The organism is Cupriavidus sp. 2KB_3, from assembly GCF_052115685.1.
GTDB classification, from domain to species: domain Bacteria; phylum Pseudomonadota; class Gammaproteobacteria; order Burkholderiales; family Burkholderiaceae; genus Cupriavidus; species Cupriavidus campinensis.
On sequence record NZ_JBFRHD010000006.1, the window covers coordinates 126027 to 152441 of the forward strand.

At 66.2% G+C, this 26415-nt stretch carries 26 protein-coding genes; 16 read left to right on the top strand and 10 right to left on the bottom strand.

All coding sequences use genetic code 11. From position 1 onward, the window contains the following. Nucleotides 1–5 precede the first annotated feature (5 nt). The 13 genes from flgC to AB4120_RS08115 all read left to right on the top strand — a co-directional run bounded on the left by flgC (nucleotide 6) and on the right by AB4120_RS08115 (nucleotide 13827). Nucleotides 6–413 (top strand): flagellar basal body rod protein FlgC, encoded by a 408-nt coding sequence (flgC, locus tag AB4120_RS08055; protein WP_092295836.1) that lies wholly within the window; start codon nucleotides 6–8, stop codon nucleotides 411–413. Nucleotides 414–458: 45 nt separating this feature from the next. After that, nucleotides 459–1121 carry a flagellar hook assembly protein FlgD gene (flgD, locus tag AB4120_RS08060; protein ID WP_144199928.1) on the top strand — a complete coding sequence of 221 codons (663 nt, stop codon included), beginning with the start codon at nucleotides 459–461 and terminating at the stop codon, nucleotides 1119–1121. 74 nt (nucleotides 1122–1195) lie between these two features. After that, the gene (gene flgE / locus AB4120_RS08065) at nucleotides 1196–2419 is read left to right on the top strand and encodes a flagellar hook protein FlgE (protein WP_149138703.1); all 1224 of its coding nucleotides are present in this window, start codon (nucleotides 1196–1198) and stop codon (nucleotides 2417–2419) included. A 31-nt stretch (nucleotides 2420–2450) separates the two neighbouring features. Then, on the top strand, nucleotides 2451–3194 hold the full coding sequence (gene flgF / locus AB4120_RS08070) for a flagellar basal-body rod protein FlgF (RefSeq protein WP_149138704.1): 744 nt from the start codon (nucleotides 2451–2453) through the stop codon (nucleotides 3192–3194). A gap of 36 nt (nucleotides 3195–3230) precedes the next feature. Next, nucleotides 3231–4016, top strand: a complete 786-nt coding sequence (gene flgG / locus AB4120_RS08075) for a flagellar basal-body rod protein FlgG (protein WP_144199935.1) — start codon at nucleotides 3231–3233, stop codon at nucleotides 4014–4016. Between the two features lie 11 nt (nucleotides 4017–4027). Further along, nucleotides 4028–4726 carry a flagellar basal body L-ring protein FlgH gene (flgH, locus tag AB4120_RS08080; protein ID WP_244844726.1) on the top strand — a complete coding sequence of 233 codons (699 nt, stop codon included), beginning with the start codon at nucleotides 4028–4030 and terminating at the stop codon, nucleotides 4724–4726. Nucleotides 4727–4733: 7 nt separating this feature from the next. Next, a complete protein-coding gene (locus AB4120_RS08085; RefSeq protein ID WP_144199937.1) occupies nucleotides 4734–5927 on the top strand; it encodes a flagellar basal body P-ring protein FlgI in 1194 nt (397 codons plus the stop codon). Continuing rightward, the gene (flgJ, locus tag AB4120_RS08090; protein WP_149138705.1) at nucleotides 5927–6940 is read left to right on the top strand and encodes a flagellar assembly peptidoglycan hydrolase FlgJ; all 1014 of its coding nucleotides are present in this window, start codon (nucleotides 5927–5929) and stop codon (nucleotides 6938–6940) included. Before AB4120_RS08085 ends, flgJ begins: the two co-directional genes overlap by 1 nt. 253 nt (nucleotides 6941–7193) lie before the next feature. Next, a complete protein-coding gene (gene flgK / locus AB4120_RS08095) occupies nucleotides 7194–9113 on the top strand; it encodes a flagellar hook-associated protein FlgK (protein WP_149138706.1) in 1920 nt (639 codons plus the stop codon). A gap of 43 nt (nucleotides 9114–9156) precedes the next feature. Beyond that, nucleotides 9157–10392 carry a flagellar hook-associated protein FlgL gene (gene flgL / locus AB4120_RS08100; RefSeq protein WP_149138707.1) on the top strand — a complete coding sequence of 412 codons (1236 nt, stop codon included), beginning with the start codon at nucleotides 9157–9159 and terminating at the stop codon, nucleotides 10390–10392. 381 nt (nucleotides 10393–10773) lie between these two features. Then, nucleotides 10774–12240 carry an ATPase domain-containing protein gene (locus AB4120_RS08105; protein ID WP_149138708.1) on the top strand — a complete coding sequence of 489 codons (1467 nt, stop codon included), beginning with the start codon at nucleotides 10774–10776 and terminating at the stop codon, nucleotides 12238–12240. Between the two features lie 3 nt (nucleotides 12241–12243). Continuing rightward, nucleotides 12244–12615 carry a response regulator gene (locus tag AB4120_RS08110; RefSeq protein ID WP_149138709.1) on the top strand — a complete coding sequence of 124 codons (372 nt, stop codon included), beginning with the start codon at nucleotides 12244–12246 and terminating at the stop codon, nucleotides 12613–12615. A gap of 108 nt (nucleotides 12616–12723) precedes the next feature. Beyond that, nucleotides 12724–13827 (top strand): tripartite tricarboxylate transporter substrate binding protein, encoded by a 1104-nt coding sequence (locus AB4120_RS08115; RefSeq protein WP_441642129.1) that lies wholly within the window; start codon nucleotides 12724–12726, stop codon nucleotides 13825–13827. 101 nt (nucleotides 13828–13928) lie between these two features. Here AB4120_RS08115 and AB4120_RS08120 read toward each other — a convergent pair whose 3' ends face one another. The 7 genes from AB4120_RS08120 to gcvA all read right to left on the bottom strand — a co-directional run bounded on the left by AB4120_RS08120 (nucleotide 13929) and on the right by gcvA (nucleotide 21745). Further along, nucleotides 13929–15434, bottom strand: coding sequence for a DASS family sodium-coupled anion symporter (locus tag AB4120_RS08120; protein WP_149138711.1), 1506 nt, complete (start codon nucleotides 15432–15434; stop codon nucleotides 13929–13931). Between the two features lie 225 nt (nucleotides 15435–15659). Then, nucleotides 15660–16625, bottom strand: a complete 966-nt coding sequence (locus AB4120_RS08125) for a Bug family tripartite tricarboxylate transporter substrate binding protein (protein WP_262389737.1) — start codon at nucleotides 16623–16625, stop codon at nucleotides 15660–15662. Between the two features lie 132 nt (nucleotides 16626–16757). Next, nucleotides 16758–18272: an FAD/NAD(P)-dependent oxidoreductase gene (locus AB4120_RS08130; protein ID WP_262389738.1), complete on the bottom strand. Its 1515-nt coding sequence runs from the start codon at nucleotides 18270–18272 to the stop codon at nucleotides 16758–16760. Further along, the gene (locus AB4120_RS08135; protein ID WP_262389739.1) at nucleotides 18269–18577 is read right to left on the bottom strand and encodes a (2Fe-2S)-binding protein; all 309 of its coding nucleotides are present in this window, start codon (nucleotides 18575–18577) and stop codon (nucleotides 18269–18271) included. The genes AB4120_RS08130 and AB4120_RS08135 overlap by 4 nt, the downstream gene beginning before the upstream one ends. Then, nucleotides 18561–19703 carry an NAD(P)/FAD-dependent oxidoreductase gene (locus tag AB4120_RS08140; protein ID WP_441642130.1) on the bottom strand — a complete coding sequence of 381 codons (1143 nt, stop codon included), beginning with the start codon at nucleotides 19701–19703 and terminating at the stop codon, nucleotides 18561–18563. The genes AB4120_RS08135 and AB4120_RS08140 overlap by 17 nt, the downstream gene beginning before the upstream one ends. Nucleotides 19704–19857: 154 nt before the next feature. Next, nucleotides 19858–20781: a LysR substrate-binding domain-containing protein gene (locus tag AB4120_RS08145; RefSeq protein WP_144199954.1), complete on the bottom strand. Its 924-nt coding sequence runs from the start codon at nucleotides 20779–20781 to the stop codon at nucleotides 19858–19860. Between the two features lie 79 nt (nucleotides 20782–20860). Further along, a complete protein-coding gene (gene gcvA, locus AB4120_RS08150; protein WP_441642131.1) occupies nucleotides 20861–21745 on the bottom strand; it encodes a transcriptional regulator GcvA in 885 nt (294 codons plus the stop codon). 99 nt (nucleotides 21746–21844) lie between these two features. Here gcvA and AB4120_RS08155 point away from each other — a divergent pair, with 99 nt between their 5' ends. Together AB4120_RS08155 and AB4120_RS08160 are read left to right on the top strand one after the other, a co-directional pair. Next, nucleotides 21845–22687, top strand: coding sequence for a DMT family transporter (locus AB4120_RS08155; protein WP_149138714.1), 843 nt, complete (start codon nucleotides 21845–21847; stop codon nucleotides 22685–22687). A 46-nt stretch (nucleotides 22688–22733) separates the two neighbouring features. Next, a complete protein-coding gene (locus tag AB4120_RS08160; RefSeq protein ID WP_149138715.1) occupies nucleotides 22734–23495 on the top strand; it encodes an SDR family oxidoreductase in 762 nt (253 codons plus the stop codon). A gap of 66 nt (nucleotides 23496–23561) precedes the next feature. On the opposite strand, the gene AB4120_RS08165 is transcribed toward AB4120_RS08160, so the two are convergent. After that, the gene (locus tag AB4120_RS08165; RefSeq protein ID WP_149138716.1) at nucleotides 23562–24020 is read right to left on the bottom strand and encodes a hypothetical protein; all 459 of its coding nucleotides are present in this window, start codon (nucleotides 24018–24020) and stop codon (nucleotides 23562–23564) included. 153 nt (nucleotides 24021–24173) lie between these two features. Between AB4120_RS08165 and ydfG the strand changes: the two genes are divergently transcribed. Next, on the top strand, nucleotides 24174–24923 hold the full coding sequence (gene ydfG, locus AB4120_RS08170) for a bifunctional NADP-dependent 3-hydroxy acid dehydrogenase/3-hydroxypropionate dehydrogenase YdfG (protein ID WP_149138717.1): 750 nt from the start codon (nucleotides 24174–24176) through the stop codon (nucleotides 24921–24923). A 7-nt stretch (nucleotides 24924–24930) separates the two neighbouring features. Here the strand turns inward: ydfG and AB4120_RS08175 are convergent, their stop codons facing one another. Next, the gene (locus AB4120_RS08175) at nucleotides 24931–25323 is read right to left on the bottom strand and encodes a cupredoxin domain-containing protein (RefSeq protein WP_392388525.1); all 393 of its coding nucleotides are present in this window, start codon (nucleotides 25321–25323) and stop codon (nucleotides 24931–24933) included. After that, nucleotides 25316–26203, bottom strand: coding sequence for a metallophosphoesterase family protein (locus tag AB4120_RS08180; RefSeq protein ID WP_149138718.1), 888 nt, complete (start codon nucleotides 26201–26203; stop codon nucleotides 25316–25318). Before AB4120_RS08180 ends, AB4120_RS08175 begins: the two co-directional genes overlap by 8 nt. Nucleotides 26204–26415 lie beyond the last annotated feature (212 nt).

Genomic DNA, 26415 nt, shown 5'->3' on the forward strand with positions numbered 1-26415 from the left:
CGACCATGCCCAGCATGAACATTTTCGACGTGGCCGGCTCGGCCATGGCCGCGCAGTCGCAGCGGATGAACGTGACGGCCTCCAACCTGGCCAACGCGGACAGCGCCGTGGCGCCGAACGGCCAGCCGTATCGCGCCAAGCAGGTGATTTTCGAGATGGCGCCCACGCCCGGCCAGTCCGACGTGGGCGGCGTGCAGGTGGCCGGCGTCATGGAAGACGCCGCCCCGGCACGTATGGTGCACAACCCGTCGCACCCGCTGGCGGACGCCAACGGCTACGTGACGATGCCCAACGTGAACCCGGTGGAAGAGATGGTCAACATGATATCGGCGTCGCGTTCGTACCAGGCCAACGTGGAGGTGCTCAACACCGCCAAGACCATGATGCTGAAGACGCTGACGATCGGTCAGTAACCCACAACCTTTCGAATCCTTCCAGGAACCGCCGGAACCGACACCATGACGACCACCTCTAACGTCAACAGCAACTCCGCCGTCAATGACGCGCTCAAGGGCGGCAGCTCCAGCGCGGCAGATCTTCAGAACAACTTCCTGAAGATGCTGGTGACGCAGATGAACAACCAGGACCCGCTCAACCCGATGGACAACGCCCAGCTCACCTCGCAGCTGGCGCAGATCAGCACGGTGAGCGGCCTGCAGACGATGAACGAGACCCTGACCGCGCTGCTCTCGCAGACCGCGGCCAGCCGCGCGATGGACTCCGCCAACCTGATCGGCAAGACCGTGATGGTGCCGGGCAACGCGATCACCGTGGCGGACGGCGTGGCCACCAAGATTGGCGTGGACGTGCCGTCCACGGCTGACTCGGTCACCGTGCAGGTGCTGGACAAGAACGGCAACGTGGTCCGCAACATCGACATGAAGGGCCAGACCGCCGGCGTGCACGACATCGCCTGGGACGGCAAGAACGACCAGGGCAACGCCGTGCCCAATGGCGAGTACACCTTCAAGGTGTCCGGCACGGCCGAGGGCAAGGACGTCAGCGCCATCGCGCTGGTCTACGGCAAGGTCCAGTCCATCAGCGGTGACAGCACCGGCGTGCTGGTCGAACTTGGCGACGGCAAGACCGCCAACGTCGACGACGTGCGCCGCATTTCCTGATCCACTTTTACGTATCACCCGGTCCGGCATACGCGCGGGCAATTCACGAACGACAGCCTTATTAGGGGAAAATCATGGGTTTTGGTCAAGGGGTAAGCGGCCTGAATGCCGCCGCGTCCAACCTGGACGTGATTGGCAACAACATCGCCAACGCCAACACGGTTGGCTTCAAGCAATCCACTGCGCAGTTCGCGGACGTGTACGCCGGTTCGAAGATCGGCCTGGGCACGCGCGTGAACGCCGTGGTGCAGTCGTTCACCAACGGCAATATCGCCTCGTCCGGCCGTAACCTGGACGTGGCCATCAGCAACGGCAACGGCTTCTTCCGCCTGACCAACACCGATGGTTCGGTGTTCTACTCGCGCAATGGCCAGATGCAACGCCTGGACGACGGCCGCCTGGTCAACGCCACGGGCCTGCAGGTCACCGGCTACCCGGCCGGCACCACCGCCGGTGGCGTGGCGCCGCAGCCGATCACCATCAGCAACGCCCAGATGCCCCCGCGCGCCACGCAGACCGTGACGGCGCAATTCCAGCTCGACTCGCGCAGCACCGTGCCGGCCACCGCCTTCGCCAGCGCCCCGGGCGCGCTGCCGACATCGGACATGTTCAACTACAGCACGGCGATCAGCGTCTATGACTCGCTGGGCAACAAGCAGCAGGTCACCGCGTACTTCGCCAAGTCGGCCGCCGCGCCGACCGTGCCGGGCGGCACCAACTGGAACATGTACCTGACCGATTCCGCAGGCAACACGCTGGCCGGCATGCCGGTCTCGATGGCGTTTGACAGCAACGGCGTGATGCAGTCGACCACGCCGGCGAACCCGACCCTCGCGCTGCCGGCCGCCAACGGCGCCGCTGCACTGACCGCCAACCTGAACCTGACCGGCTCCACGCAGTTCGGCTCGGACAACGATCCGAAGAAGATCGTGCAGGATGGCTACGCCTCGGGCGCGCTGCTGGGCTTCTCGGTGCAGGAAGACGGCACGATCCTCGGTTCGTACTCGAATGAGAAGACGCTGTCGCTGGGCCAGATCGCCATGGCGACGTTCGGCAACGTGGAAGGCCTGAAGCCGGAAGGTGACAACGTGTGGTCCTCCACCGGTGCCTCGGGCCAGGAACTGCTCGGCACGGCCGGCGGCGCCATGGGCACGCTGAAGTCGAACGCCGTGGAAGAGTCCAACGTGGACCTGTCCGGCCAGCTGGTCAACCTGATCGTCGCGCAGCGTAACTATCAGGCCAACGCGCAGACCATCAAGGCGCAGGACACCGTCCTGCAGACCCTGGTGAACATCTGATACACGCCGATCTCTTCGCCGGAACGCCGACATGGACCGCATGATTTACACCGCCCTCTCGGGCGCCAAGCAGATACTCGACCAGCAGGCCGCGGTATCGAACAACCTGGCCAATGCCTCCACGCCGGCGTTCCGCGCGCAGATCAACCTGTATCGCGCCGTGCCTGTAGTGGGGCAGGAGACGCAGACCCGCGCCTTCACGCTGGCCTCCACGCCGGGTGCCGACATGAAGGCCGGCCCGCTGACGTACACGGGCCGCGACCTCGACGTCGCCCTGCAGGGCAACGGCTGGCTGGCGGTGCAGATGCCCGACGGCTCGGAGGCGTACACCCGTGCCGGCGCGCTGCAAATCTCGGCCGACGGCCAGCTCCAGACCTCGGCCGGCCGGCCGGTGCTGGGCGATGGCGGCGCGATTGCGGTGCCGCCGGGCGCCACGGTGTCCATCGGCACCGATGGCAGTGTGGTGGCACGCGGCCCGGGCGAGGCCGCCAACGGCCTGGCCCAGGTCGGCAAGCTGCGCGTGGTATCGCCGCCGCCCGAAGGGCTGGCGCGCGGTGACGACGGCTACTTCCGCCTGCGTCCCGGCGTGAACGCGCTGGAGCAGGACCCCACGGTGCGCGTGATCTCCGGCGCGCTGGAGGGCAGCAACGTGAATCCGGTGGAGGCGATGGTCGACATGATCGCCAACGCGCGCCGCTTCGAGATGCAGATGAAGATGATTACCGGCGCCGATAGCAACGACCAGCGGGCCAACGCGCTGCTGTCCAACAACTGAAGCGCGCAGCGCTGACACAGAACTCGAAGGAAAACCATGATCCGCTCACTCTGGATTGCCAAGACCGGCCTCGATGCGCAGCAGACGCAGATGGACGTGATCTCGAACAACCTGGCCAACGTGTCCACCACGGGCTTCAAGCGCAGCCGCGCCGTGTTCGAGGAACTGATGTACCAGACCATCCGCCAGCCGGGCGCGCTGTCGTCGGACCAGACCGTGCTGCCCTCGGGCATGCAGCTGGGTACCGGCGTGCGCCCGGTGGCCACGGAACGTATCCACACGCAGGGCAACCCCACGCAGACCGGCAACTCGCGCGACGTGGCCATCATCGGCCAGGGCTTCTTCCAGGTGACGATGCCGGACGGCACCACCACCTACACGCGTGACGGCTCGTTCCAGGTGGACCCGAACGGCCAGCTGGTGACGTCGAGCGGCTTCGTGCTGAACCCGGCCATCACGCTGCCGGCCAACTACACCTCGGTGAACGTGGCCCGCGACGGTACTGTCACGGTGATGCAGCCGGGCCAGACCAACGCCGCCACGGTCGGCCAGATCCAGCTCGCCACGTTCCCGAACCCGGCCGGCCTGGAAAGCCTGGGCGAGAACCTCTACGCGCAGACCGATGCCTCGGGCGCGCCGAACACCACCGTGCCGGGCCTGAACGGCGCGGGCACGCTGCAGAACAACTACGTTGAAGCGTCGAACGTGAACGTGGTCGAGGAACTGGTCAGCATGATCCAGACCCAGCGCGCGTACGAAATCAACAGCAAGGCAGTGCAGACGTCCGACCAGATGTTGCAACGCCTGACCCAGATGGGATGATGGGAGTGACCATGGCCGCCAAGCTGCATCGCCTCGGTGTGTTTGCCCTGTACGCCTTTGCCGGCCTGGCCGTGCTGGCGAGCGGCGGCTGCGCGCTGATGCCGAAGGAGCCCCTCGTGCAGACGCCCACCACGGCACGCGCCGAGCCGCGCGCCGTGGGCGCGCCCACGGGTTCCATCTTTGCCTCGTCCTACGCGGGCAATCCGCTGTTCGAGGACCGGCGGCCACGTAACGTTGGCGACATCCTGACCATCGTGATCAGCGAGAACGTCAACGCCAGCAAGAACTCCGGGACCAATGCCAGCCGCACGGGCAGCACCACGCTGTCGTTCGACGCGGTGCCGCGTGCGCTGGCGGGGCTGTTCAGCGCCAGGTCGAATGCCGACGTCAACGGCAGCAATGCCCTGAAGGCCAGCGGCGGCGCCACCGCCGCCAACACCTTCAACGGCACCATCACCGTCACGGTGCTGGAAGTGCTGGCCAACGGCAACCTGGTTGTGTCCGGAGAAAAGCAGATGGCCATCAACCAGGGGGCGGAGTTCATCCGTTTCTCCGGCGTGGTCAATCCGCGCACGATCACCGGCGACAACGCAGTGCCGTCCACCCAGGTGGCGGATGCACGGATCGAGTACACCGCCAAGGGATACATCGACGAAGTGCAGAACATGGGCTGGCTGCAGCGCTTCTTCCTCAATGTCTTACCGTTCTGATCCCGCCATGTTTCTGCCTCCGATGCCTTTCCACAAGCCAGGCTCGCTATTGGGCACCCCGCCCGGCCTTTCTACCCGCTGGGGTCGCGCGGTCTCTCTTCCTCGCCTGTTGCTCGCGCTCGCGCTGGTCTTCGGACTGGCGGGCGCCGGCACGGCGCATGCGGAACGCCTGAAGAACCTCGTCACGTTCCAGGGCGTGCGTGACAATCCGCTGATCGGCTATGGCCTGGTCGTGGGGCTGGACAACACCGGCGACCAGACCATGCAGACGCCGTTCACCACGCAGAGCATTACAAACATGCTCTCGCAGCTCGGCGTGACGCTGCCCGCCGGCAAGAACATGCAGCTGAAGAACGTGGCTGCCGTGATGGTGACCGCCACGCTGCCGCCGTACGCGCAGCCGGGCAGCCAGCTGGACGTGGTGGTCTCGTCGATGGGTAACGCCAAGAGCCTGCGCGGCGGCACGCTGCTGATGACGCCGCTCAAGGGCGCCGACGGCCAGGTCTACGCCATCGCGCAGGGCAACATGCTGGTGGGCGGCGCGGGTGCGGCGGCCAACGGCAGCAAGGTCCAGATCAACCAGCTGGCCGTAGGGCGCATCGCCAACGGCGCCGTGGTGGAACGTGCCGTCGCGGCCTTCCAGCCCGAAGGCGGCTACATGAACCTGGAACTCAAGGATACGGATTTCGGCACCGCCGAGCGCGTGGTCGACGCCATCAACCGCAACCTGGGCCCCGGCACTGCCGCCGCCATGGATGGCCGCGTGGTCCAGGTGCGCGCCCCGCAGGCGCCGACGGCACGCGTGGGCTTCCTTGCCCGGATCGAGAACCTCGACGTCACCCCGGCCAAGGCCGCTGCCAAGGTCATCCTGAACGCCCGTACCGGTTCCATCGTGATGAACCAGGCGGTTACCGTGGAAGACTGTGCCGTGGCGCACGGCAACCTGTCGGTGGTGATCAACACGCAACCGGTGATCAGCCAGCCGGCCCCGTTCAGCAACGGGCAGACCGTGGTGGCGCCGGTGTCGCAGATCGACCTCAAGCAGGGCGGCGGCTCGCTCCAGATCGTCAAGGCGGGCGCCTCGCTGGCCGCGGTGGTCAAGGGCCTGAACGCGCTGGGCGCCACGCCGGCCGACCTGCAGACCATCCTGGAGGCCATGCGGGCCGCGGGGGCACTGCGCGCGGAACTGGAGATCATCTGATGTCGGGCGCCACGCTTTCCTCGCAGACCGACGTCTCGCAGCGCTTCGCGCTCGATACGCAGGGCTTCGAGGCGCTCAAGAACCAGGCTCGCGCCGGCAACAACCAGAACACCCTGCAGGCAGCCGCCAAGCAGTTCGAGGCTGTCTTCACGCAGATGGTGCTCAAGAGCATGCGCGACGCCACGCCGCAGGACGGCCTGTTCGACAACGAGCAGACCAAGCTCTACATGTCGATGATGGACCAGCAGCTCTCGCAGCAGCTGTCCTCGCGCGGCATTGGCCTGGCCGATGTGATGATCCGCCAGCTGGCGCGGGCCACGGGCACGCAGCTGCCGGACACCATGGCCGCGCCCGGGGTGGGCGGCCGCCAGCAGGATGCCCAGATGGCGGCTCTGCTCGATAGCCGGGGCGCCACCGACGCCGACGGCCCGCCGCCGATCGGCACCGTACTGCCCGGCAACGCGTGGAACCCCACCGCGGGCGTGCGCCAATACCAGGGCCAGGCGGACTGGCAGCAGAACGGCCAGTCGCAACTGGGCCAGCTGCCGGACGACTCCCCCGAACACATCAGCAGCTTCGTCAACCGGCTGGCCGGGCCGGCCATGGCCGCCTCGCGCGCCTCGGGCGTGCCGGCCAAGCTGATTGTCGGCCAGGCCGCGCTGGAATCGGGCTGGGGTCGCCGCGAGATCACCAACCCGGACGGCTCCACCACCTTCAACGTGTTCGGCATCAAGGCCGGCGCGAACTGGAAGGGGCCGACCGCCGAAGTGCTGACCACGGAATATGTCGATGGCCAGCCGCAGAAGGTGCGGGCCCGCTTCCGTGCCTACGGCTCCTACGACGAAGCGTGCGCTGACTACGCGCGGTTGCTGACCACCAACTCGCGCTACGCGGGCGTGGTCGCCGCCAACAGCGCGGAGGAAGCTGCGCACGGCCTGCAACGCGCCGGCTATGCCACCGATCCGGCCTACGGCGAGAAGCTGGTCCGGATCATGAAGAAGGTTTCGACCTGACGGGTGGGCGGCATGGCCTTGCAAACGCCGCCCAATGCCCCGTTTCACGCCTCGCGCGGCCCGCTCTCGGCCGCGCTATTGGCGCTTCCAGACTACGTTTTTACGCAAGTGATCGCTCACAACATGCGCGCCGGGCCATTCGCGGAAACCTCCGATGAGACGCTAAAGTCCCGCGTGGTTCGCGCCGTTAACTTGCTCATCCACCGCCGCCGGCCGCACGCCGAAGGCTACCAACAGATCCGGGGTCAGACACATGTCTCTCTTTAATATCGGTCTTTCGGGCCTGAACGTGGCGCAGAACGCGCTGACGACGACTGGCCACAACTTCAGCAACGCGGCCACCGCGGGCTATACGCGCCAGAACACGATCATCGCGTCGGCGGGCGGCCAGTACACCAGCTCGGGCTTCTACGGCCAGGGCTCCAACACCATTACCGTGCAGCGCGTGTACGACAGCTTCCTGACCGGGCAGCTGCGTGGCGCCACGTCGGCCAGCGCCCAGCTGGCGACGTACGCGGACCAGCTCTCGCAGATCGACAACCTGCTGGCCGACCAGAAGGGCGGTCTCTCGCCGCTGATGCAGAAGTTCTTCGCCGCCGTGCAGGCCGTCTCGGACACGCCGGCGGACCCCGCCGCGCGCCAGAGCCTGCTCTCGGCTTCCCAGGCGCTGGCTGGCCAGATCAAGTCTTCGAGCGACTACTTCAAGCAGCTGCAGGACGGCCTGAACACGCAGATCAAGTCGACGGTGACCCAGGTCAACGACTACACCAAGCAGATCGCGAACCTGAACAAGGAAATCACGCGCATGACCGCCGCCGGCGGTGGCCAGCCGCCGAACGACCTGCTCGACCAGCGCGACCAGGCCGTGGCCATGCTGACCGAACTGGTCGGCGCCAAGGTGGTGGTGCAGGATGGCGGCACGTACAACGTGTTCGTCGGCAATGGCCAACCGCTGGTCATGGGTAGCGATTCGTACGACATGGTGGCGCAGCCGTCGGCTGCCGACCCCGGCCGCATGACGGTGGGCTACACGCTGCTGAGCGGAAACATTATCGAAGCCCCCGAGGGTTCGGTGACGGGCGGCTCGCTCGGTGGCATCCTGAAGTTCCGCTCGGACTCCCTGGAGCCGGCGCAGAACGCCATCGGCCGCCTCTCGCTGGCCATCGGCCAGACCTTCAACAACCAGCACAAGCTGGGCATGGACCTGAACGGCGCCATCGGCACGGACATGTTCTCGCTGGGCTCGCCGGTGGTCTACGCCAACAAGAACAACACCTCGGCGGCGATCGCTTCGGCCACCATCACGAACGCCGGCAACCTGACGACCAGCGACTACGCGCTGAAGTTCGATGGCACAAACTACACGCTGACGCGCCTGTCGGACAACAAAGTGGTGGCCTCGCAGCCGGGCGCCCCGACCGCCGCCACGCCGATGGTCGTCGATGGTGTCTCGATCAGCCTCAGCGCGCCAATGAACGCCAACGACTCGTTCCAGATCCAGCCGACGCGCAACGCCGCCGCCAGCTTCGGCACGCTGATCACCGATCCGGCCAAGGTAGCCGCCGCCTCCCCGGCACGCGCCGACGTCAACAAGAACAACACCGGCACGGGCACCGCCAAGCTCACCAACGTCGCGCAGGGCTTTGCGCTGCTGGCCAACGCACCGATCACGGCCACGTACGACAGCGTGGCGGGTGCCTACACCTTCACCGACTCCACCGGCGCGGTAGTCACCCCGACCAGCACCGCGCCCAACGGCACGGGCACCGATGTGACCTTCAACGGCATGACCTTCACGTTCGACGGCGCGCCGAAGAACGGCGACACCTTCACGCTGGCCAACAACTCCGGCGCCGTGGCCGACAACGGCAACGCGCTGGCGCTCGCCAAGCTGCAGACCGCCAAGACGATCAATGGCACGTCGAGCTTCAACGACGCCTACGCGCAGCTGGTTAACGACGTGGGCAGCGCGACGAAGTCCGCGACCATCGCCTCGACCTCGCAGGACAGCATCACCAACCAGATCTATGTGGCCCAGCAGTCGGTGTCGGGCGTGAACATGGACGAGGAAACCGTGAACATGCTCAAGTTCCAGCAGCTGTACCAGGCCAACGCGCGCGTGATCCAGACGGCCAGCACGCTGTTCGACACCCTCATCGGCATCGGCGCGTAATCGCGGCCGCCAACGATCTCAACGGATACGAAGGAATCTCGCCATGCGCGTCGCTACCTCTACCCTGTACCACCAGGGCCTGGCCTCGATGAACGGCCAGCAATCGGCCCTGCTGCACGTGCAGCAGCAGCTCGGCACCGGCCGCCGCATCCTGACGCCGTCCGACGACCCCGTGGCCGCCACGCGCGCGCTGGGTGTGTCGCAGTCCGGTGCAGTGAATACCCAGTACACCACGTCGCGCAGGCAGGCCACGGCCTCCCTCGGCCTGGAAGACAACACGCTGGCCACCGTCACCACGACGATCCAGAACATCCAGACCATGCTGGTGAACGCCGGTAACGGCACGCTGAGCGACAATGACCGCGCGTCGCTGGCCACCGCGCTGCAAGGCCAGTTCGACCAGCTGATGGGCCTGGCCAACGCCGACGACGGCAACGGCAACTACATCTTCGCCGGTCTGCAGTCCGGCACCGTGCCGTTCTCGCTCAACGCGGCGGGCGGTGCGCTGTACCAGGGCGACACCGGCCACCAGCTGCTGCAGGTGGATGCCGCGCGCCAGATGGAAGCGGGCAACAACGGTTCGGAAGTGTTCCTGAGCGTGACCGGCAACGCCGGCTACGTGCTCAAGGGCAACTCGGCCAATACCGGCACGGGCACCTACAGCGCGATCTCGGTCACGGACCCGACCGACCCGCTGTACGGCCACTCGCTGACGCTGACGTTCCAGACCAATGCCGGCACGGGCAGGATGCAGTACAGCATCATGGACACCACCACCGGTACCGCCGTGGGCACCCCGACGGACTACGCGGAAGGCGTGGCCATCAATGTGGCTGGCGTGTCGTTCTCGGTGAAGGGCGCCCCGGCAGACGGCGACACCATGACCGCCAAGCCCGCGCAGCAGGCCGGCGCGGACGTATTCGCGAACCTGAAGGCCGTGATCGACGCGCTGAAGGCCCCGATCAACACCGGCATGAACCAGGAAGCGGCTAACGCCAACCTGCAGAACGTGATCGCCACGGGCATCCGCCAGTTCAGCAACTCGCTGGACAACGTGCTGACGGTACGCTCGTCGGTGGGCTCGCGCCTGAATGAAATCGACGCGCTGGACACCATCGGCGAGAACCGCGCGCTCTCGAACGCGCAAACGCTGTCGGGCCTGCAGGACCTGGACTACGCGGCAGCCATCAGCGAGTTCTACCAACGCCAGACCGCGCTGCAAGGCGCGCAGCAGTCGTTCATGCAGATCCAGGGGATGAACCTGTTCAAGTTCCTGTAAGGGTACGCCGGGCCGCTTGCCGGCCCGGTTGCCGTGAGGTGGAAACAATGTCTGTGAAGTTGTTTCCCAGCGTATGCAAAATCCGCTGACCCTCTGCGCACTTCTCCTTCGCTCAAGCCGATAGGGCCGGGTTTGCCACGGATTCCAATCGTGGCAACTTCTCAGCCACACGCCTTGACACTGCCAGCACCTGGCGTTTCCGTCCCCGGGGCGGCCGGTCATGTCATAGACCGACCGACACACCCGGCGATCGGGGTTCGTGTCGATCCACGTCGGAAGGGAAATCGTCTAAAATTCATGTGATCCGAAGTGCGCAGACTCCCTTTGCGGTATGCGTATGTGCGCTCCTGTTCGCATCGCCGACCTGCTATTGATTCAGTTATGACAAAACAACTTGTTCGCATGCAAAGCGGCGTCCCCGGGCTGGACACGATCCTTTGTGGCGGCCTGGTGCAAGGAGCTGCCTACATTGTCCAGGGGAGTCCCGGCGCCGGTAAGACTATCCTGGCCAATCAGATTGCGTTCAACCAGGTGGCAAACGGTGAGCGGGTGTTGTACGTCACGCTACTGGCCGAGTCTCATGACCGACTGTTTCAGGCCTTGTCGACCTTCGATTTCTACAATGCGGACGTTGTCGGTCGCGAGATGTTCTACATCAGTCTGTTTAATGTGCTCCGGGATGATGGGCTGGCTACGCTCGTCAATGCGCTGCGCAGCGAACTCGCGCGCCATCGTTGCACGACCTTGATCCTGGACGGCCTGCTGATTGCAAAGGACAAGGCACAATCAGCGCTGGACGTGAAGACCTTCGTGGCAGAACTGCAAAGCCATGCCGCGTTTACCGGCTGCACGGTCCTGTTTCTGACCAGTGCCCACGTCGAGGACGGCAGCCCCGAGCACACCATGGTTGACGGCGTCATCCAGCTCAAGGAAGAACTGGTTGGTATCCGCACTGTGCGCCAGTTGCGCATCTCAAAGTCGCGCGGTAGCCCGGCACTTGGGGGATTGCACCAATACAGAATCTCCCAATCCGGCATCGACGTGTACCCGCGCCTGGAAGCACTCCTCGGAACACCCTCGACCGAAGAATGGCTCGAGCAGGAGCGCATGGAGACTGGCGTGCATGGGTTGGAGCAGCTGCTTGGTGGCGGCCTTCCCCCAGCTTCAGTCACGCTGCTGATGGGACCGGCCGGCAGCGGCAAGACGACTTTCGGGCTCAACTTCCTGAGTCTCGCAACGCCGGAGAAGCCTGCTCTTTTCTTTGGCTTCTATGAATCGCCGCAACGATTGAAGGCCAAGGGCCGGGCACTTGGTATCGATGTGGACGCCCTTGAGCGTTCAGGTGCGCTCATCATTCTCTGGAACCCGCTGACGGAGAACCTGCTCGATTCGCTCGGGCATCAGCTTTTGGATACGGCGCGTCGGCGTCGCGTGCATCGGTTGTTCATTGACGGCATTACAGGATTCCAACGTGCCGCGGTGTATCCTGCAAGGCTGATCGAGTTCTACACCGCCCTTGCCAACGAACTGCGCGCCTTGAACGTATCGACCATCGCAACACTCGAAATGCGCGACCTCAACGGTCTTGCCGGTACGGATCCGCTACCCGAATACACCAGCCTGATGGACAACCTTGTGCTGCTCCGACAGGCTGGCTTGCGCGGTGAACTCCGCAGGTTCATTGGCATCGTCAAGATGCGGGACAGCGCTTTTGACACAGCCTTCCACGACGTTATCATTGGTCCTGGCGGCTTGCAGGTTGCGAATCGGCTGATCCTGCCAGGTGACGCCGGAGAACGTGATACTGGCGTAGCTTCAACCGGTGCTCAACCGTCCACTGGCTCCTGAAACATGGCAACCGTAGTTGTCATCGACGACGAAACCATGAATGCCGATGCGCTGGCGTTCATGCTTGCTGCTGAGGGGCTGGAAGTCAAGACTGCCGCAGACGGCGAAGCCGGCCTTCGCCTGATAGCCGAAGTGAAGCCAGATGTAATAATCACTGATTTCATGATGCCAGTCATGACGGGGCTGGAACTCGCAAAGGCAGTTCGCGCCAATCCCGCCCAAGCACACATCCCCGTGATTCTACTGACAGCCGCACAATCCGAAATCGGTCGTCGGCATCCCGAATTGTTCGATGCGGTATTCGAGAAACCTTGCTTGCCGAGGGAAATTATCTCCGCAGTACTTCGCCTCCTGGGAGTTGCGAGAAAGCCCTGAAGCGGACCCTGCCGGGAGCCCTCCCAGGCAGCGCGCAGTCGAGAGGGATCTTTGTCGGCGGCAAGGGGTAGCGTGCGTTGCCCATAGGGCAACGATCTTGTGTAAGGATTGCTGTTCCTCGAACAGAATTTCCAGCCAACAATCCTCCCCAACAACCGTTCTCGCATCGATGCGAGAAGGTCTACAGTGGAGGACGACATGCAGGACCAAGGACTACCCCCCGCCAAACGCTGGATGGCGCTTAGTGCCGTCATCCTGGGGATGATGCTGACCGGCGCACCGGCGTCCGCTGCCGACGCGTTTCCCACCAAGCCAGTATCGATGCTGGTTGCATTCCCTCCGGGGGGACCCGCTGATGTTCTGGCGCGGGCCATGCAACCGGCGATGGCCAAGGCACTCGGCCAGCCAGTGGTCATCGAGAATCTGCCCGGCGCTGGCGGCGCGCTGGCAGTGCAGCGGCTGCTGAGCCGTCCGGCCGACGGCTACACGCTGATCATGGGCTCGCCCAACGAGGCTATCCTGACGCCCCTGGCGCTTGCCAGCGCCAGGTACAGGTCGGAGGACCTGGCCCTGCTGGCGCCGGTCTCGAACCACCCGCTCGTCGTGATGACGCGCAGCGACCTGCCGTACAACTCGCTTGAACAGATCATCGCGGCCGGCAAGTCGGCAGGCAGCAAGAGCCTGACCTTCGGCAATCCGGGCTACGGGACCATGTACCACATCGTCGCCGAATACATGGCTCAGCTGACCGGCGCCAAGATGCTGCAGGTGCCGTACAAGGGCGCCACCCCAATGCTGGCAGACCTGACCGGTCGCCAGATTGACATGACGATCTTGCCAAACCTCGGTGCCTCCACGCAGTTGCTGGAGACGCACAAGATCAAGGCGGTTGCGGTGCTGGACACGCAGCGCATGCGAACCCTGCCCGACGTGCCTGCCATCTCCGAAACCAGCGTCGCGCGCAAGACCGAGTTCGTGTATTCGATATGGCTGGGCGTCATGAGCAAGGCCGGTGTCCCGGTGGAGCGTGCCCGCGTATTGGCGGACGCCTCGCAGCAGGCGCTGCGGTCGCCCGAGCTGATCAAGGCGCTCGAGCTCTCCGGCGTGCAGCCGATGAAGCCCCAGACGCTTGAGGCCTCCGCGAAGTTCTACGTCGACGAGACCGATAGGCTCAGGAAGATGGCCGCCTCGATCAAGCTGACGCCTCAGTAATTCCACCCTTCACGGCCGTTCGCATGGCGGCGCCGGTGCCGGCGCTCGCGTCGCTGGGTGGGCGGCCACCTGGGACGCCACGTCCCACGGAAAACACGCGTTCACCAGTAGCCCAGCACCTTCCACCAGACGGTGCCGACCACCGCGAAGATCAGCAGTTCGAGCACGCACATCGCAAACCCGACGCGCCACCAGTTCCCCATCGTGACAAAGCCGCTGCCGAAGATGATTGGCGAGGTGCCCGTCGCATAGTGGGTCAGCGTCATCATGATCGCCGACCCAGCTGCCATCAGCAGCATGAACGGCACCACATACGCGGGCGGTATCAGATGGACGCCTACCGTCAGGAAGGCGAGCATCATCGCACTGATATGGGCCGTCGTGCTGGCGAACAGGTAGTGCGAGAACACGAAGGCTGCAACCAGGATCGCGGCCGTGCCGCCCCAACCGATGCCGCTGGCCACGATCGCGTTGCTCATGCCGGTTGAGAACCACCCGATCACACCCTGCTTGTTCAGCTGTTCGGCCAGCATGATCAGCGCGCCAAACCATATCAGCGTGTCCCAGGCGCTTTTTTCGGACAGCACGTCGTCCCAATCGATGGTGCCCGTAATGATCAGCACGAACAAGCCGACGAAGGCGACCACCGTGGGGTCCAGCGTGAGCGCCGGGCCGAACACCATCGCCGGAATGTTGGCCCACAGCAGCAGCAGGAGCGCGAAGGTGAAGATCATGACCCTTTCCTTTGGCGACACCGGGCCCATCTTCGCCATTTCGGCGTGCGCATACTCCACCGCATTGGGTGTGGCCTTGAGCTCCGGCGGCGACAGGACATAGATCACCATCGGCATCACCAGCATGCATAGCAGGCCGGGCAGCAACATGCATAGCGCCCAGCTCATCCAGCTCAGATGCAGCGCCTGATTGGTTGCCTTGGCGATGTAGTCCACCACCAGTGGGTTCGGGGCGGTGGCGGTCACGAACATGGCCGAGGAGATCGGGTTGGCGTGATAGTTGACCAGCGCCAGGTAGGTGCCGACCTTGCCCTCGGTGCCTTTGGCCGGGTCCGAGTCGAATGCCGTGGCGATCGACTTCATGATCGGGTGCACGATGCCGCCACCGCGCGCGGTATTACTCGGTGTGAACGGCGCCAGCACCAGCTCGCAGGCGGCCAGCCCATAGCCGATGCCGATCGTGCGTTTCCCCATCAGGGAGATGAACATCAGGCCGATACGGGTGCCCAGGCCGGTCTTCTTCACGCCGCGGGAGATCAGAATGGCCACCACGATCAACCAGATCAGCGGACTGTCGAAGGCGGTCAGCGCATCGGCGATGGCTCCCTTGGACGAGGTGGAGGTCACCTGCGACAGCGAAAGCACCACGATGGCCATCATCGCCATCACGCCGATGGGCATGACCTTCAGGATGATCGCCACGATGGTTGTCAGAAAGATAGCAACCAGACCCCAGGCCTTGGGCGTGAGCCCCTCTGGCACGGGCCACAGCAGCAGGGTGACCAGCACGACCGTGGCGATCAGGGCGGGGCCGAGTCGAAACGGGACTACGCTGTTGAAATAACGGAACGCCGCCTTCAGTCTTGTCAGCATCGTGCGATCCTTCCCAGATGAGTAGGGCCCGGTCCGTGCGCGAGTCAACTTGAACGTAGGGCAGAAGCCGAGCAGGCCGGCACATCACCTCTGCTTATGGTTTATATGACTTTTTCGGCAGAAGTGCCAGCGTGACGCCGACGCCGCCAGACGCGCGGTGGAAAGTGGCCAGCAGCGGGGCGTTGAGCCACTCAACGCCCACCCCTGCCTGGGTCATCCCGCTGGTCAGTCCAGCTTGATGCCGACGGTCTTCACAACCTTGTCCCACTTCTGCGCGTCGCGGTTCACCAGTTGCGTGAACTCCACCGGGCCCAGCGCGCCGGGCTCCATGCCCTGCTTGGCGATCGAATCGCGGATGGAAGGTTGCGCCACCACGGCGGCGATCTCCTGCGCGAGGCGGTTCACCGTCGGCATCGGCGTGCCGCCCGTGGTGAAGACGCCGTACCACGACACCACTTCATAGCCGGGCACGCCGGACTCGGCGATGGTCGGCACGTTCGGCATGGTTTCCACGCGCTTGGTGCTCGTCACGGCGAGGATGCGCACCTTGCCGGAATCGGCCCCCGCCTTGGCCGATGGCAGGCTCGCGAAGGTCATCTGTGCCTGACCCGCCATCACATCCTGCATCGCCGGCGCATCGCCGCGATAGGGGATGTGCGTGATGGAGACCCCAGCCATGCTCTTGAACAGTTCGGCCGACAGGTGCGAGATCGTGCCATTGCCCGGCGACGTGACATTGAGCTTGCCCGGATTGGCCTTGGCGTAGGCGAGCAGCTCCTGCACGCTCTTGACCGGCAGGTCATTGTTTACGACCAGCGCGTTGGCGGACTTGGCCACCAGCGAGACCGGCTGCACGCCCTTGACGGGGTCGTACGGCAGCTTGCTGTAGATGGATGGCGCGATCGCCTGGCCACCCACGGAGCCCAGCAGCAGCACCGAGCCATCCGGCTTGGCGCGCGCCATCTCGGCGGTGGCGATGGTGCTGCCGCCGCCCGGCTTGTTCTCCACCACGATGGTGGTCTTGGTGTTCAGCTGAAACTGCGTGGCGACCGTGCGGGCGATGACATCGTTGCCGCCGCCCGGCGCGAAGCCCACCAACATCCGCATCGGGCCCGGCGGCAAGTCCTGGGCCATGCCGTGGGTTGCGGCCAGGGCGAGGGCGAGAATGGGGACGATCTTGGAATACACCATGGTTGATTCTCGATAAGGGGGTTGAGGAGTGCTCTCAGGATGTCGTCGCTGTGCTGGTTCAACTGGCGGGACGCGGGATGCAAGGCAGAGCCCGGTGCTCGCTTCTGTTTTCATGTTGTTGGGGACTGCGCTTTACTTCTTGAATCGGACCACGGCGTCCCGCGACGCCTGGGTCTGCGGCAGCGTGGCGATCTCGCCGAGCGTCACCGGCTTGGTGGGAAACCGCAGCCGGTAATAGCCCACGTCACGCGGATGGCGCTGTTGCTCGTCGGCGATCAGTTCGGTCACGGTCAGCCCGCAGAGACGGCCCTGGCACGGCCCCATGCCGCAGCGCAGGAACGCCTTCAGCTGGTTTGGGCCCTGACAGCCGATGCGCGCGGCGTGGCGCACCTGTTCGGCGGTGGCTTCCTCGCAGCGGCAGACGATGGTGTCGCCCACGGGGCGGCGGAACTGCGGCAGTGGGCGATACAGCACCTCGAAGAACTCGCGGCCCCGCGTGGCGCGTGCGAGCGCCGCGTGATGCGATGCGGCCTTGCCGTCGCGCGTTGCCTTGTCGATGCGGCCCAGCGCGGCAGCGGCATGCAGGGCGGCGATGCGGCCCCGATGCTCGGCGGCGACGGCACCGGCGATGCCCGCACCATCCCCGGCGATGCTCACCTGCGGCATCGACGTCGCGCCCCATGCGTCCACCTTCGGCTCCCAGCAGTCCTGGCGCTCGTTCCAGACATGTTCGGCGCCGATGGCGCGCGACAGGTTGGTATTCGGCACCACACCCTGATGCAGCAGCAGCTGATCGACCGCCATGCTGTGGCGCTGGCCCGCAGCCTGATAGCGCAGTTCGGCGACCTGGCCGCCGGCGCCGGCGATGGCTTCAAGCGCCGTCACGCCGCTCACGATCGGCACGGCCTTGCGGACCGCGCGCAGCAGCTTCAGTCCCTTGCCCAGATAGGGCGAACGAAGGAAGCCCCAGGCATGCGGCAGCGCCTTGCGCCATTGGGCGCTATCAGTCGTCTCGAGGATGGCCTCGAGCTTCACGCCGGCGTTCAGGTATTGGTAGGCAAGCAGGTAGAGCAGGGGACCGCCGCCCGCCAGCACCGTGCGCCCTTCGGGCACCACGCCCGAGGTCTTCAGCAGGATCTGCGCGGCGCCGGCCGTGATCACGCCGGGCAAGGTCCAGCCCGGAATGGGGAACGGCCGCTCCTGCGCGCCGGTGGCCAGGAGGATGTGGCGGCAGTGCAGCAGCGCGGCCTGTGGGTCCTGGCCGGGCTGGGCCACCGAATACGCGACCTCGAAGCCGGCGCCCCGGCCATCGCCATCGCCATCCGTACCCGTATCCGTGCCCGTACCCGGGTGCGCGTCGAGCGCGTTGACCGACCATACCGTTGCCGCCGGGAGATGGCGTGCACCGCTCCTGGCAAACGGCTCCAGCAGGCTCAGGCCGTGCCAATAGTCCTCGCCGAGGATCGCGCGGTTCTGCACCGGGGTGCTGCTGATCGCGCGGTAGATCTGTCCGCCCGGGGCCGGTTGCTCGTCGATCAGTACCGTCGACAGGCCCAGCGCGGCAGCTTCGGTTGCCGCGGCCAGCCCGGCAGGGCCGGCGCCGACCACGAGCAGGTCGCACGTAGTGGTAGCGATCTCGATGCTCATGCCGCTACCTCGCGCGCGCCGTGCTGGCGTTCCACGGTCATGCCATCGCGCACACGCGCCATGCAGGCCTGCTGGTTGGGCCGGCCGTCGATGCGGACCAGGCAGTCGTAGCAGATGCCCATCATGCAATAGGGGCCGCGTGCGGCGCCGGAAACGGCCGTGTCGCGGCAGGCCAGCACACCGGCGGCGAACAGGGCCGCCGCCACGCTGTCGCCTTCCCGGCATTCCAGCGCGGTGCCGTCCACGGTGACCCGTACCTTGCGATCCTTCGCTTGCAGGACGGCCGCGTCAATGCGTCTGAACATGGAATCTCCGGGTCGAAAAGGTGGCCAGCTCGGGTGGCAGCTCGCCAGCGGCGATCATGGGGGCGAGGTGCATCGCGTGCGTGGCGGCCAGCGTGACGCCGCTATGGCAGGTGACGATGAACGCGCCGGGGTGCGTTGCCGATTGTTCGTAGACCGGGAAGCCGTCCTTGGCGCGCACGCGCAGCGCGGACCAGGCGCGTACCGCGCGCACGTCGCGCAGCGCGGGCAGCGTGCGCACGGCACGGTCGGCCAGCGTGGCCAGTATGGGCAGTGTGGTGACCTGTTCGGCGTAGCCCGCCTCCTCCTGGGAGTCGCCCACCAGCCAGCTGCCCTCGTCGTTCTGGCGCAGCGTGACCATGGGCGTGTCCAGCAGGCGGCGCGTGCGTTCGAGCACCAGGATCTGGCCGCGCTGCGGGGCCATCGGCAGGTCGATGCCCACCATGCGGCCCAGGTCGCCGTTGCGCAGGCCGCCGGCCAGCACGATCTTGCGCGCCCGCACGGTGCCATTCGGCGTGGTCAGCACGAAGTCGCCGCCAGGCTGCTGCACGATGTCCGTGACGCCGTGGTGCGGCAGGTACTCGACCCCGCTGGTGCTGAACGCGGTATGGAAGGCGCGCAGCAGCTTGAGCGGATTGACGATGCCATCGTGCGGCGTCCAGATCGCCCCGGTGACATCGGGGCCCAGGCCGGGCACGAGCGAAGCGGCCTGGTGATGATCCAGGAACTTCCATTCGTAGGGCTCCACGCCGGGCTGTGACATCAGCGTGTTGACCCAGGCCAGGCGCGCCTCGATCTCGTAGTCGCCCATCAGCGGCGTCAGTCCGCCTTTTTGTTCGAGGGCCACGTCGATGCCGGTCTCCTGCAGCAGGCCGGCTGCAAGTTTTGGCCACAGCCGCGTGGAGTTCAGCGTCCAGCGGCTGTACGCGCCCATGCCGTAGCCCTTGCTCTGCAGCCAGACCAGGCCGAAATTGCCGCGCGACGCGCGCAGGGCGATATCGCCCTCGTCGAGCACGGCGATCGTGCCCACGCTGCTGCGCAGGCCGTAGGCCACGGCCGAGCCGACCAGGCCGCCGCCGATGACGGCAACGTCGAACACGGGGAGTCGGGAGGTGGAGGCTGCGGTCATCTGCAGCGCCTTCCGTGAGGGGATTGCGGGCCTTGGGCCCTGCTGGAAATCATGTCTGGTACTCGCAAGCATCATGAAAACACCAGCCGAAACAGCGGTGTGTCAGTGCGAGCCAGTATGCGGAGCGCGCGCCGCGCGCGCAAATACGAGTCTGTCAGGCGTCTATACGAAAACCTGATAGCCCCGGTGGCAGGGATGCGGTTTCGGCAGCGATGAGTTCCTTCAGCCGCTCGATAAAGCGGTCCACCAGCACGTTGGCGGGCCGGTTCCGGGCCAGCAGGAGGTAGCTGACGAACGGTATACGCGGCCGGAATGGCCGGACCACCACCTCGGCTGCGTGCATGCGGGCGACCAGCGGATTGACGATGCCCACGCCCAGCCCCAGCCCGACCATCTTGCAGATGGTGGCCCCGTAGGGGGTCTCGAAGTGCATGACACGCCGGTCGTCAGCGGCGAACGCCGCATCCACGGCGGCGCGCAGGCCATCCCCGTGACTCATCGAGATAAAGGACTCGCCGGCCAGGTCGGCGGGCGTGATGACGTCCAGACTGGCCAGGCGATGGCCGGGCGGCAGCACGCAGCAGCCCGCGAGTTCGGCCACGGGCTGGGCATCGGTGACGGCGGCGGGGGGCAGGAACGATACCAGCCCAAGGTCGCAGTAGCGGCTGCCGACGCTGTCTGCTACCAGCTGCGTACTGCCGGTTTCCATGGCGACGTTGACGCCGGGGTAGTCGGCATGGAACCGCTGCAGCACCAACGGGAGCACGGTCATGGCCAGCGAGGGGACCGTGGCGATGCGCAGCCGGCCCTTGCCGAACTGGCGAATGTTGCGGGCGGCGTCCTTGAGCGTGTCCAGGCCCACGAAGGCGCGTTCCACTTCGCGCAGGAAAGCCAGGCCCTCCTCGGTGGGAATCAGGCGGCCGGCGCTGCGCGTGAACAGCGTCAGTCCCGTGGACGATTCCAGCTGCGCGATCAGCCGGCTCACATTCGGTTGCGACGTGTACAGCTCGGTGGCCGCCGCGGTCATCGAGCCGGAGCGCATCACGGCCTGGAACGCACTGATTTCCTTGAACTTCATGCCGGGGTCTTGGGAGGGCGGGGACTAGCGGGCGATGGTATACCAGATCCGTATGGGTCTGGATCGAATTCCCGCAGGATCACATCCCCTCGCGCTCCAGCCAGTCACGGAACCGCGCCACCAGTTCATCGCCCAGTTTCTCGTCCGGCACGTAGGAGCAATAGCTGCGCGACGGCAGGCGAGGGCCGGTAAACGGGGCGACCAGGCGGCCAGAGGCCAGGTCGTCGGATACCAGCGCCGTCGGCCCCATGGCGATGCCGATACCGTCGATGGCCGCCTGCAAGGTCAGGTAGAAGTGGTCGAAGGTCAGCGTGGCCGCCGGCCGCAGGGCGGGGATCTGGGCGCTCGCCAGCCAGTCCGGCCAAAGCCGCGGCAGGCTGGAGGTGTGCAGCAAGGTGTGGTGCCGCAAGTCGCCCGGCTGTCGGAGCGGCAGACGCTGCAACAGCGCCGGGCTACAGACCGGCAGCCGCTCCTCGGTCAGGAACGGGCGCATCGCGTAGCCGTAGAACGTGTCCGGGCCCCCTCGGATGATGAGGTCATGGTCGTCCTTCAGGCTCTCCAGTGGCCCGTTCGACGTCTCCACCTTGATCTCCACATCGGGATGCCCGGCGCGGAATTTCGCCAGCCTCGGCACCAGCCAGCGCAGGGTGAAGGTGGCGGGCGCGTTGACGGACAGGGTCCGGGAGACCGGCCCCGGCACCCCGTAGCGCGCCGTGGCCTGCGCGAGCTGCTCGAACAAGGGGCCGATTCCCGCCAGATAGGCTTGCGCCGCCGGCGTCAGCGTCACGCGGCGGTTATGGCGTTCAAACAGCGCGGCGCCCAGCCATTCTTCGAGCAGGCGCACCTGCTGGCTCACCGCCCCGTGCGTGACGTGCAGCGCGGCGGCGGCTTCCTTGAAGCTGCCGAGCCGGCCCGCCGCCTCGAAGGCCCGCAAGGCATTGAGCGGCGGCAATACCCGTTTCATATGCAATAGTTTTTCTAACGCGATTTGCCAATTTATCTGGTTTGTCGTGCCGCTTCAAGATAGATATTCTTTGGCATCTCCCGCTCCCTCCCAACCCCAATGCTCAGCTATACCGGCGGTATCGTGCTCCTGGCCGCCATGCTTCACGCGAGCTGGAACGCCATGCTGCACGGCAACCGCGACCGGTTCCTGTCGATGACGTGGATGAGCATCGCCATCGCGGCCGTCGCCACGCTCGTCGTCCTGCGCAATCCCTTGCCGGCCAGTGCCGCCTGGCCCTATATCGTCGCGTCGGGGCTCGTGCATATCGTCTACAACGTGAGCCTGGTGCGGTCGTATCGCCGCAATGACCTGGCGCTGGCGTACCCGATTGCGCGCGGCTCGTCGCCGCTGCTGGTCACGCTTGGCGCCGCGCTCTTCGCGGGCGAGGCGATCGGCCCCTTGCGGGCGCTTGGCGTCGCGATGGTCTCGGGCGGCATCATCGTGATCGCGCTGCAGGGCCATCGCGCATCGCGCGCAGGGGCGCTGGCCGCGCTGACCACCGGGGCGATGATCGCGCTCTATACCGTCATCGACGGCATCGGCGTCAGGTTGTCCGGCGGCCAGCCGCTCAGCTACACCGTGTGGATGTTTCTGTTCTACTGGCTGATGCCGGTGCTGTTCGTCGCGGTGCGGGGGCTGGCGCCGCTTTGTGCACCGGTGCGGTCCCAGCCGCTGGCGGTGGGTTCGTCGCTGGTCGGCGGGCTGGTGTCGATTGCCGCCTATGGCATCGTGATCTGGGCGCTGCAATCGGGTGCGATGGGCGCGGTCTCGGCGTTGCGCGAGACCAGCGTGGTCTTCGCGGTCTTGATCGGGCGGGTCTTCCTGCGGGAAACGGTCAGCGGCACGCGCTGGCTTGCCTGCATTGTCGTGGCGGCCGGCGCGGTCTGCCTGGGGCTTTGAGCCTGCCACAATGGTTAATCAATCGTCACATGAGGATGCGCAAAACATGAATAACGTCCTGCAGGCACCGCTGATACTGATCACGGGTGGCAGCCGTGGCGTGGGCGCGGCCACCGCGCGCCTTGCCGCCGCACAGGGCTACGACGTGGCGATCAGCTACGTTGCCAACGAATCCGCCGCGCTGGCGGTGGTGGCCGATGTGGAAGCGCTGGGGCGCCGGGCCTTGGCCGTGCGCGCGGATAGCGCGGACCCCGGGCAGGTCGCCCAGCTGTTCGCCGCCATCGACCAGACGTTCGGCCGGATCGACGTGCTGGTGAACAACGCCGCCATCCTCGCGCGGCAGTCCCGGCTGGAGGATCTCGATTTCGCGCGGATGCAGCGCATCTTCGCCGTCAACGCCATCGGCCCCATGCTCTGCGCCCAGCAGGCGGCCCGGCGCATGTCCCAGCGTCACAACGGGCGGGGCGGCGTGATTATCAATATCTCGTCGGGCGCGGCGCGGCTCGGCAGTCCGAACGAATATGTCGACTACGCGGCGTCCAAGGGCGCCCTCGAGACCTTTACCACCGGCTTTGCCAAGGAAGTTGCGCGGGAAGGGATACGCGTCAACTGCATCCGCCCCGGGCACATCTACACCGAGATGCACGCCAGCGGCGGCGAGCCGGGACGGGTGGATCGCGTCAAGGACTCCATCCCCATGGGTCGGGGCGGCCAGCCGGAAGAGGTGGCCCGCGCGATCCTGTGGCTGGCCAGCGCCGACGCGTCCTACAGCACCGGCACCTTCCTCGATGTCACGGGCGGGCGGTGAGCAGGCGCGCCAACGGGTGGCGGACCACGGGGCTACGGGGCTACGGGGCTTGGGCTTAGGCTTGGGCTACGGCTTGGACAGGCTGTGCATCAGGCGCCGGAAGTCCTCAGGACATTGCGCCTTCAGCCGCTCCAGGCTGGTCCTGAGCTGACCGACCCGGTCGGACTGGGTCTCGGCCTTGATCTGGCGGATCTGTTCGGCCAGTTCCAGGAACGCCTTCAGCGCGGCCCTGCTGTCGGGGTCGTCGGCAGGCTTCTGGTGTTTGACCAGGACTTCCAGGGCGTCCATGATGCGGCCGAGCTGGCGGCCATAGCTGTTTTCCGAGAGGATGCGGCGCTCCATGCCGGGGTCCCTCGAATTGTCCTCCGAGACAATGTAGGTATCCCCAAAGCGCCAGTTCGGCAGAATCGGCTGACTCAGCCATGGCGACACGAAGTAGCGCGAGCAGTCCTGCATCAGCTGTCGCGTGGAACTGGACCACGCATCAAAGACGTTCGGGGCAGGGTCATCGTGCGCGGTCGGCATGGTCGAGTTCCTTTAAGTGCGGGGTCGGTCGTCCAAAAACTATAGAAGACCGCGCGGGGTTTCGCCCGCCAGGATGGCGGACGCCAGCCACGGCTGGGGCAGGGGATACGGTGTAGTATCGGTGCCCGAACCCGTCTCAGTTTGGAGAGCAAGATGATCGTTTTCGTTACCGGCGCCACCTCAGGATTCGGCGCCGCCATTGCCCGTCGTTTCGCCACGGCGGGCCATCGCGTGATTGCGGCCGGACGCCGCGCGGACCGGCTGGCCGAGCTGGCCGACGCGCTGGGCCGCGACAAGGTATTGCCGCTGATCCTCGATGTCCGCGACCGCGAAGCCGTGGCCGCTGCCGTGGCCGCGCTGCCGCCGGAGTTCGCCGAGATCGACCTGCTGGTCAACAACGCCGGCCTGGCACTGGGCCTGGAGCCGGCGCAGCAGGCTGACCTGGACAACTGGGACACGATGGTCGACACCAACGTGAAGGGCCTGATGTATATGACGCGCGCCGTGCTGCCCGGCATGGTGGCGCGCAACCGTGGTCACGTGATCAACATCGGCTCCACCGCGGGCGCCTATGCCTATCCGGGCGGCAACGCCTACGGCGCCACCAAGGCGTTCGTGCGCCAGTTCTCGCTGAACCTGCGCGCCGACCTGCAAGGCACCCGCGTGCGTGTGACCGACGTGGCGCCGGGCCTGGTGGGCGGCACCGAGTTCTCCTCGGTGCGCTTCAGCGGCGATCAGGCTCGCGTGGAGAAGGTCTACGAAGGTGCGGACGCCCTGACGCCGGACGACATCGCCGAAACCGTGTTCTGGGCCGCCACGCTGCCCGCGCGCGTCAATATCAACTTCGTGGAAGTCATGCCGGTCACCCAGTCGTTCGGGCCGCTGGCGATTCATCGGGAGTAGGGCGCCCTTACGTCACCTCGATCGTCCCTCCCATGTCTTCGTGGCCGGTGCCGCAGAAGATGTCGCACAGGAACCGGTAGGTGCCGGGTTTGCCGGCAGTCAGGGTGACCAGCACCGTGCGGCCGGGTGGCAGGTCGGCGCGCACATGGAAGTCCGGGGCGCTGAAGCCCATCATGACGTCTTCGGCCGTCAGCGCCAGGATCACGGTTTCGCCCGACTTGAGCGCGATCCGGTCGGGCAGGAAGACGAAGCGGCGCGCCCGTACCGGAATCACGCGCGGGGGCGCCGCATCCCCGCGTGCTGTGACGCCGGCCAGCGTGCCAGCCAGCGCGCCGGCCAGCATCCATCCCAATACCGTGCGACGGCCGCTCGCCGTGGGGGTGTTCATCGCCTCAGACATCGCGCTGCACCGGTTGCTCGGTCAGGCCGAACGCCTCCGGCGCGGGCGTGGCCTTGACCGTGCGCCACCCCAGGCCGCGATAGGGCTGGCCCGGGTCCCAGGCCACCGGCGTGCGCTTGGGCTGCGAGCCGGCCGGCGGCAGCGGAAACATCAGCGAGCGCGCCGCGTGATGGGCGATATGCCCGGTCATGTGGTGGTGTTCCTGATGGATATGCCCGTAGAACACGGTGACGTTGCGGTACGGCATCAGCTGGGCCACCACGGCCTCGCCGTCGCGCGTGGCCCAGTCCCATTGCGGATAGAGATCGAACAGCGGCCGATGCGTGAAGACCACGATGCGCGCCTCGCGCGACTGCTTGCGCAGGTCGTCGGCCAGCCACGCGCGCTGGGTCTCACCGACCTGGCCGGCCGGGTCCGAGACGTTGTCCAGCACGATGAAATGCACGCCCTTGTGATCGAACGTGTAGTGCGTGGGCCCGAACAGCTCGCGATAGGCGGCCCCGGCGTCCAGGCTCGCGTCGTGCTCGCCCGGCATCAGCCACACCTTGCCGGCGCGCAGCGGGGCGATCAGGTCGCGGAACTCCCGCAGGCGGCGCCGGCGCTCGTTCGGGTCGTCGGTGGTATGGGTCAGGTCGCCGGTGAACATGATGAAGTCGGGTGGCGCCGGCAGCGCATTCACGGCCGCCACCGCCTTGGGCAGCGTCCCGCGCGCGTCGGGATTCGGCGGCCCTTCGAAGCCCCAATGCGCGTCCGATAGCTGCACGAACACGAATTCCTCGTCCCGCCCCGCCGCCCAGCCGGGCAGCGCCGATGCAAAGACGGCGCCTCCGGCCGCGCCAGCCAGGCGCAGGATGTCCCGCCGCCTCCATTTTCCGTCCATGATTGCCTCCGTCGGTCTCGCGGGCATGGCGGTCGCACGCCCCACCCCTGTCATACCGGGCGGGGCCGCCAAATATTCCCGGCGCCGGCGCGCGGGAATAGAATCGGTGCAGCGCCGGTATACAGGAGACCGCCTTGCGCCATCCGCCCGATTCGCCCGATTCGCTCGATACGTCCGATTGCCCCGATGTGACTGCATTGCCCGATCGCTCC

Excerpts from the sequence above, each read along its gene's own strand:
- flgE (WP_149138703.1), top strand. The coding sequence starts at position 1,196 with ATGGGTTTTGGTCAAGGGGTAAGCGGCCTGAATGCCGCCGCGTCCAAC.
- flgK (WP_149138706.1), top strand. The coding sequence starts at position 7,194 with ATGTCTCTCTTTAATATCGGTCTTTCGGGCCTGAACGTGGCGCAGAAC.
- AB4120_RS08175 (WP_392388525.1), bottom strand. The coding sequence starts at position 25,323 with ATGTCTGAGGCGATGAACACCCCCACGGCGAGCGGCCGTCGCACGGTA.
- AB4120_RS08085 (WP_144199937.1), top strand. The coding sequence starts at position 4,734 with ATGTTTCTGCCTCCGATGCCTTTCCACAAGCCAGGCTCGCTATTGGGC.
- flgF (WP_149138704.1), top strand. The coding sequence starts at position 2,451 with ATGGACCGCATGATTTACACCGCCCTCTCGGGCGCCAAGCAGATACTC.
- AB4120_RS08160 (WP_149138715.1), top strand. The coding sequence starts at position 22,734 with ATGAATAACGTCCTGCAGGCACCGCTGATACTGATCACGGGTGGCAGC.
- AB4120_RS08155 (WP_149138714.1), top strand. The coding sequence starts at position 21,845 with ATGCTCAGCTATACCGGCGGTATCGTGCTCCTGGCCGCCATGCTTCAC.
- flgG (WP_144199935.1), top strand. The coding sequence starts at position 3,231 with ATGATCCGCTCACTCTGGATTGCCAAGACCGGCCTCGATGCGCAGCAG.
- gcvA (WP_441642131.1), bottom strand. The coding sequence starts at position 21,745 with ATGAAACGGGTATTGCCGCCGCTCAATGCCTTGCGGGCCTTCGAGGCG.
- AB4120_RS08125 (WP_262389737.1), bottom strand. The coding sequence starts at position 16,625 with ATGGTGTATTCCAAGATCGTCCCCATTCTCGCCCTCGCCCTGGCCGCA.
- flgJ (WP_149138705.1), top strand. The coding sequence starts at position 5,927 with ATGTCGGGCGCCACGCTTTCCTCGCAGACCGACGTCTCGCAGCGCTTC.
- AB4120_RS08105 (WP_149138708.1), top strand. The coding sequence starts at position 10,774 with ATGACAAAACAACTTGTTCGCATGCAAAGCGGCGTCCCCGGGCTGGAC.
- flgC (WP_092295836.1), top strand. The coding sequence starts at position 6 with ATGCCCAGCATGAACATTTTCGACGTGGCCGGCTCGGCCATGGCCGCG.
- ydfG (WP_149138717.1), top strand. The coding sequence starts at position 24,174 with ATGATCGTTTTCGTTACCGGCGCCACCTCAGGATTCGGCGCCGCCATT.
- AB4120_RS08165 (WP_149138716.1), bottom strand. The coding sequence starts at position 24,020 with ATGCCGACCGCGCACGATGACCCTGCCCCGAACGTCTTTGATGCGTGG.
- AB4120_RS08130 (WP_262389738.1), bottom strand. The coding sequence starts at position 18,272 with ATGAGCATCGAGATCGCTACCACTACGTGCGACCTGCTCGTGGTCGGC.
- flgL (WP_149138707.1), top strand. The coding sequence starts at position 9,157 with ATGCGCGTCGCTACCTCTACCCTGTACCACCAGGGCCTGGCCTCGATG.
- AB4120_RS08110 (WP_149138709.1), top strand. The coding sequence starts at position 12,244 with ATGGCAACCGTAGTTGTCATCGACGACGAAACCATGAATGCCGATGCG.
- AB4120_RS08180 (WP_149138718.1), bottom strand. The coding sequence starts at position 26,203 with ATGGACGGAAAATGGAGGCGGCGGGACATCCTGCGCCTGGCTGGCGCG.
- AB4120_RS08140 (WP_441642130.1), bottom strand. The coding sequence starts at position 19,703 with ATGACCGCAGCCTCCACCTCCCGACTCCCCGTGTTCGACGTTGCCGTC.
- flgH (WP_244844726.1), top strand. The coding sequence starts at position 4,028 with ATGGCCGCCAAGCTGCATCGCCTCGGTGTGTTTGCCCTGTACGCCTTT.
- AB4120_RS08145 (WP_144199954.1), bottom strand. The coding sequence starts at position 20,781 with ATGAAGTTCAAGGAAATCAGTGCGTTCCAGGCCGTGATGCGCTCCGGC.
- AB4120_RS08120 (WP_149138711.1), bottom strand. The coding sequence starts at position 15,434 with ATGCTGACAAGACTGAAGGCGGCGTTCCGTTATTTCAACAGCGTAGTC.
- AB4120_RS08135 (WP_262389739.1), bottom strand. The coding sequence starts at position 18,577 with ATGTTCAGACGCATTGACGCGGCCGTCCTGCAAGCGAAGGATCGCAAG.
- flgD (WP_144199928.1), top strand. The coding sequence starts at position 459 with ATGACGACCACCTCTAACGTCAACAGCAACTCCGCCGTCAATGACGCG.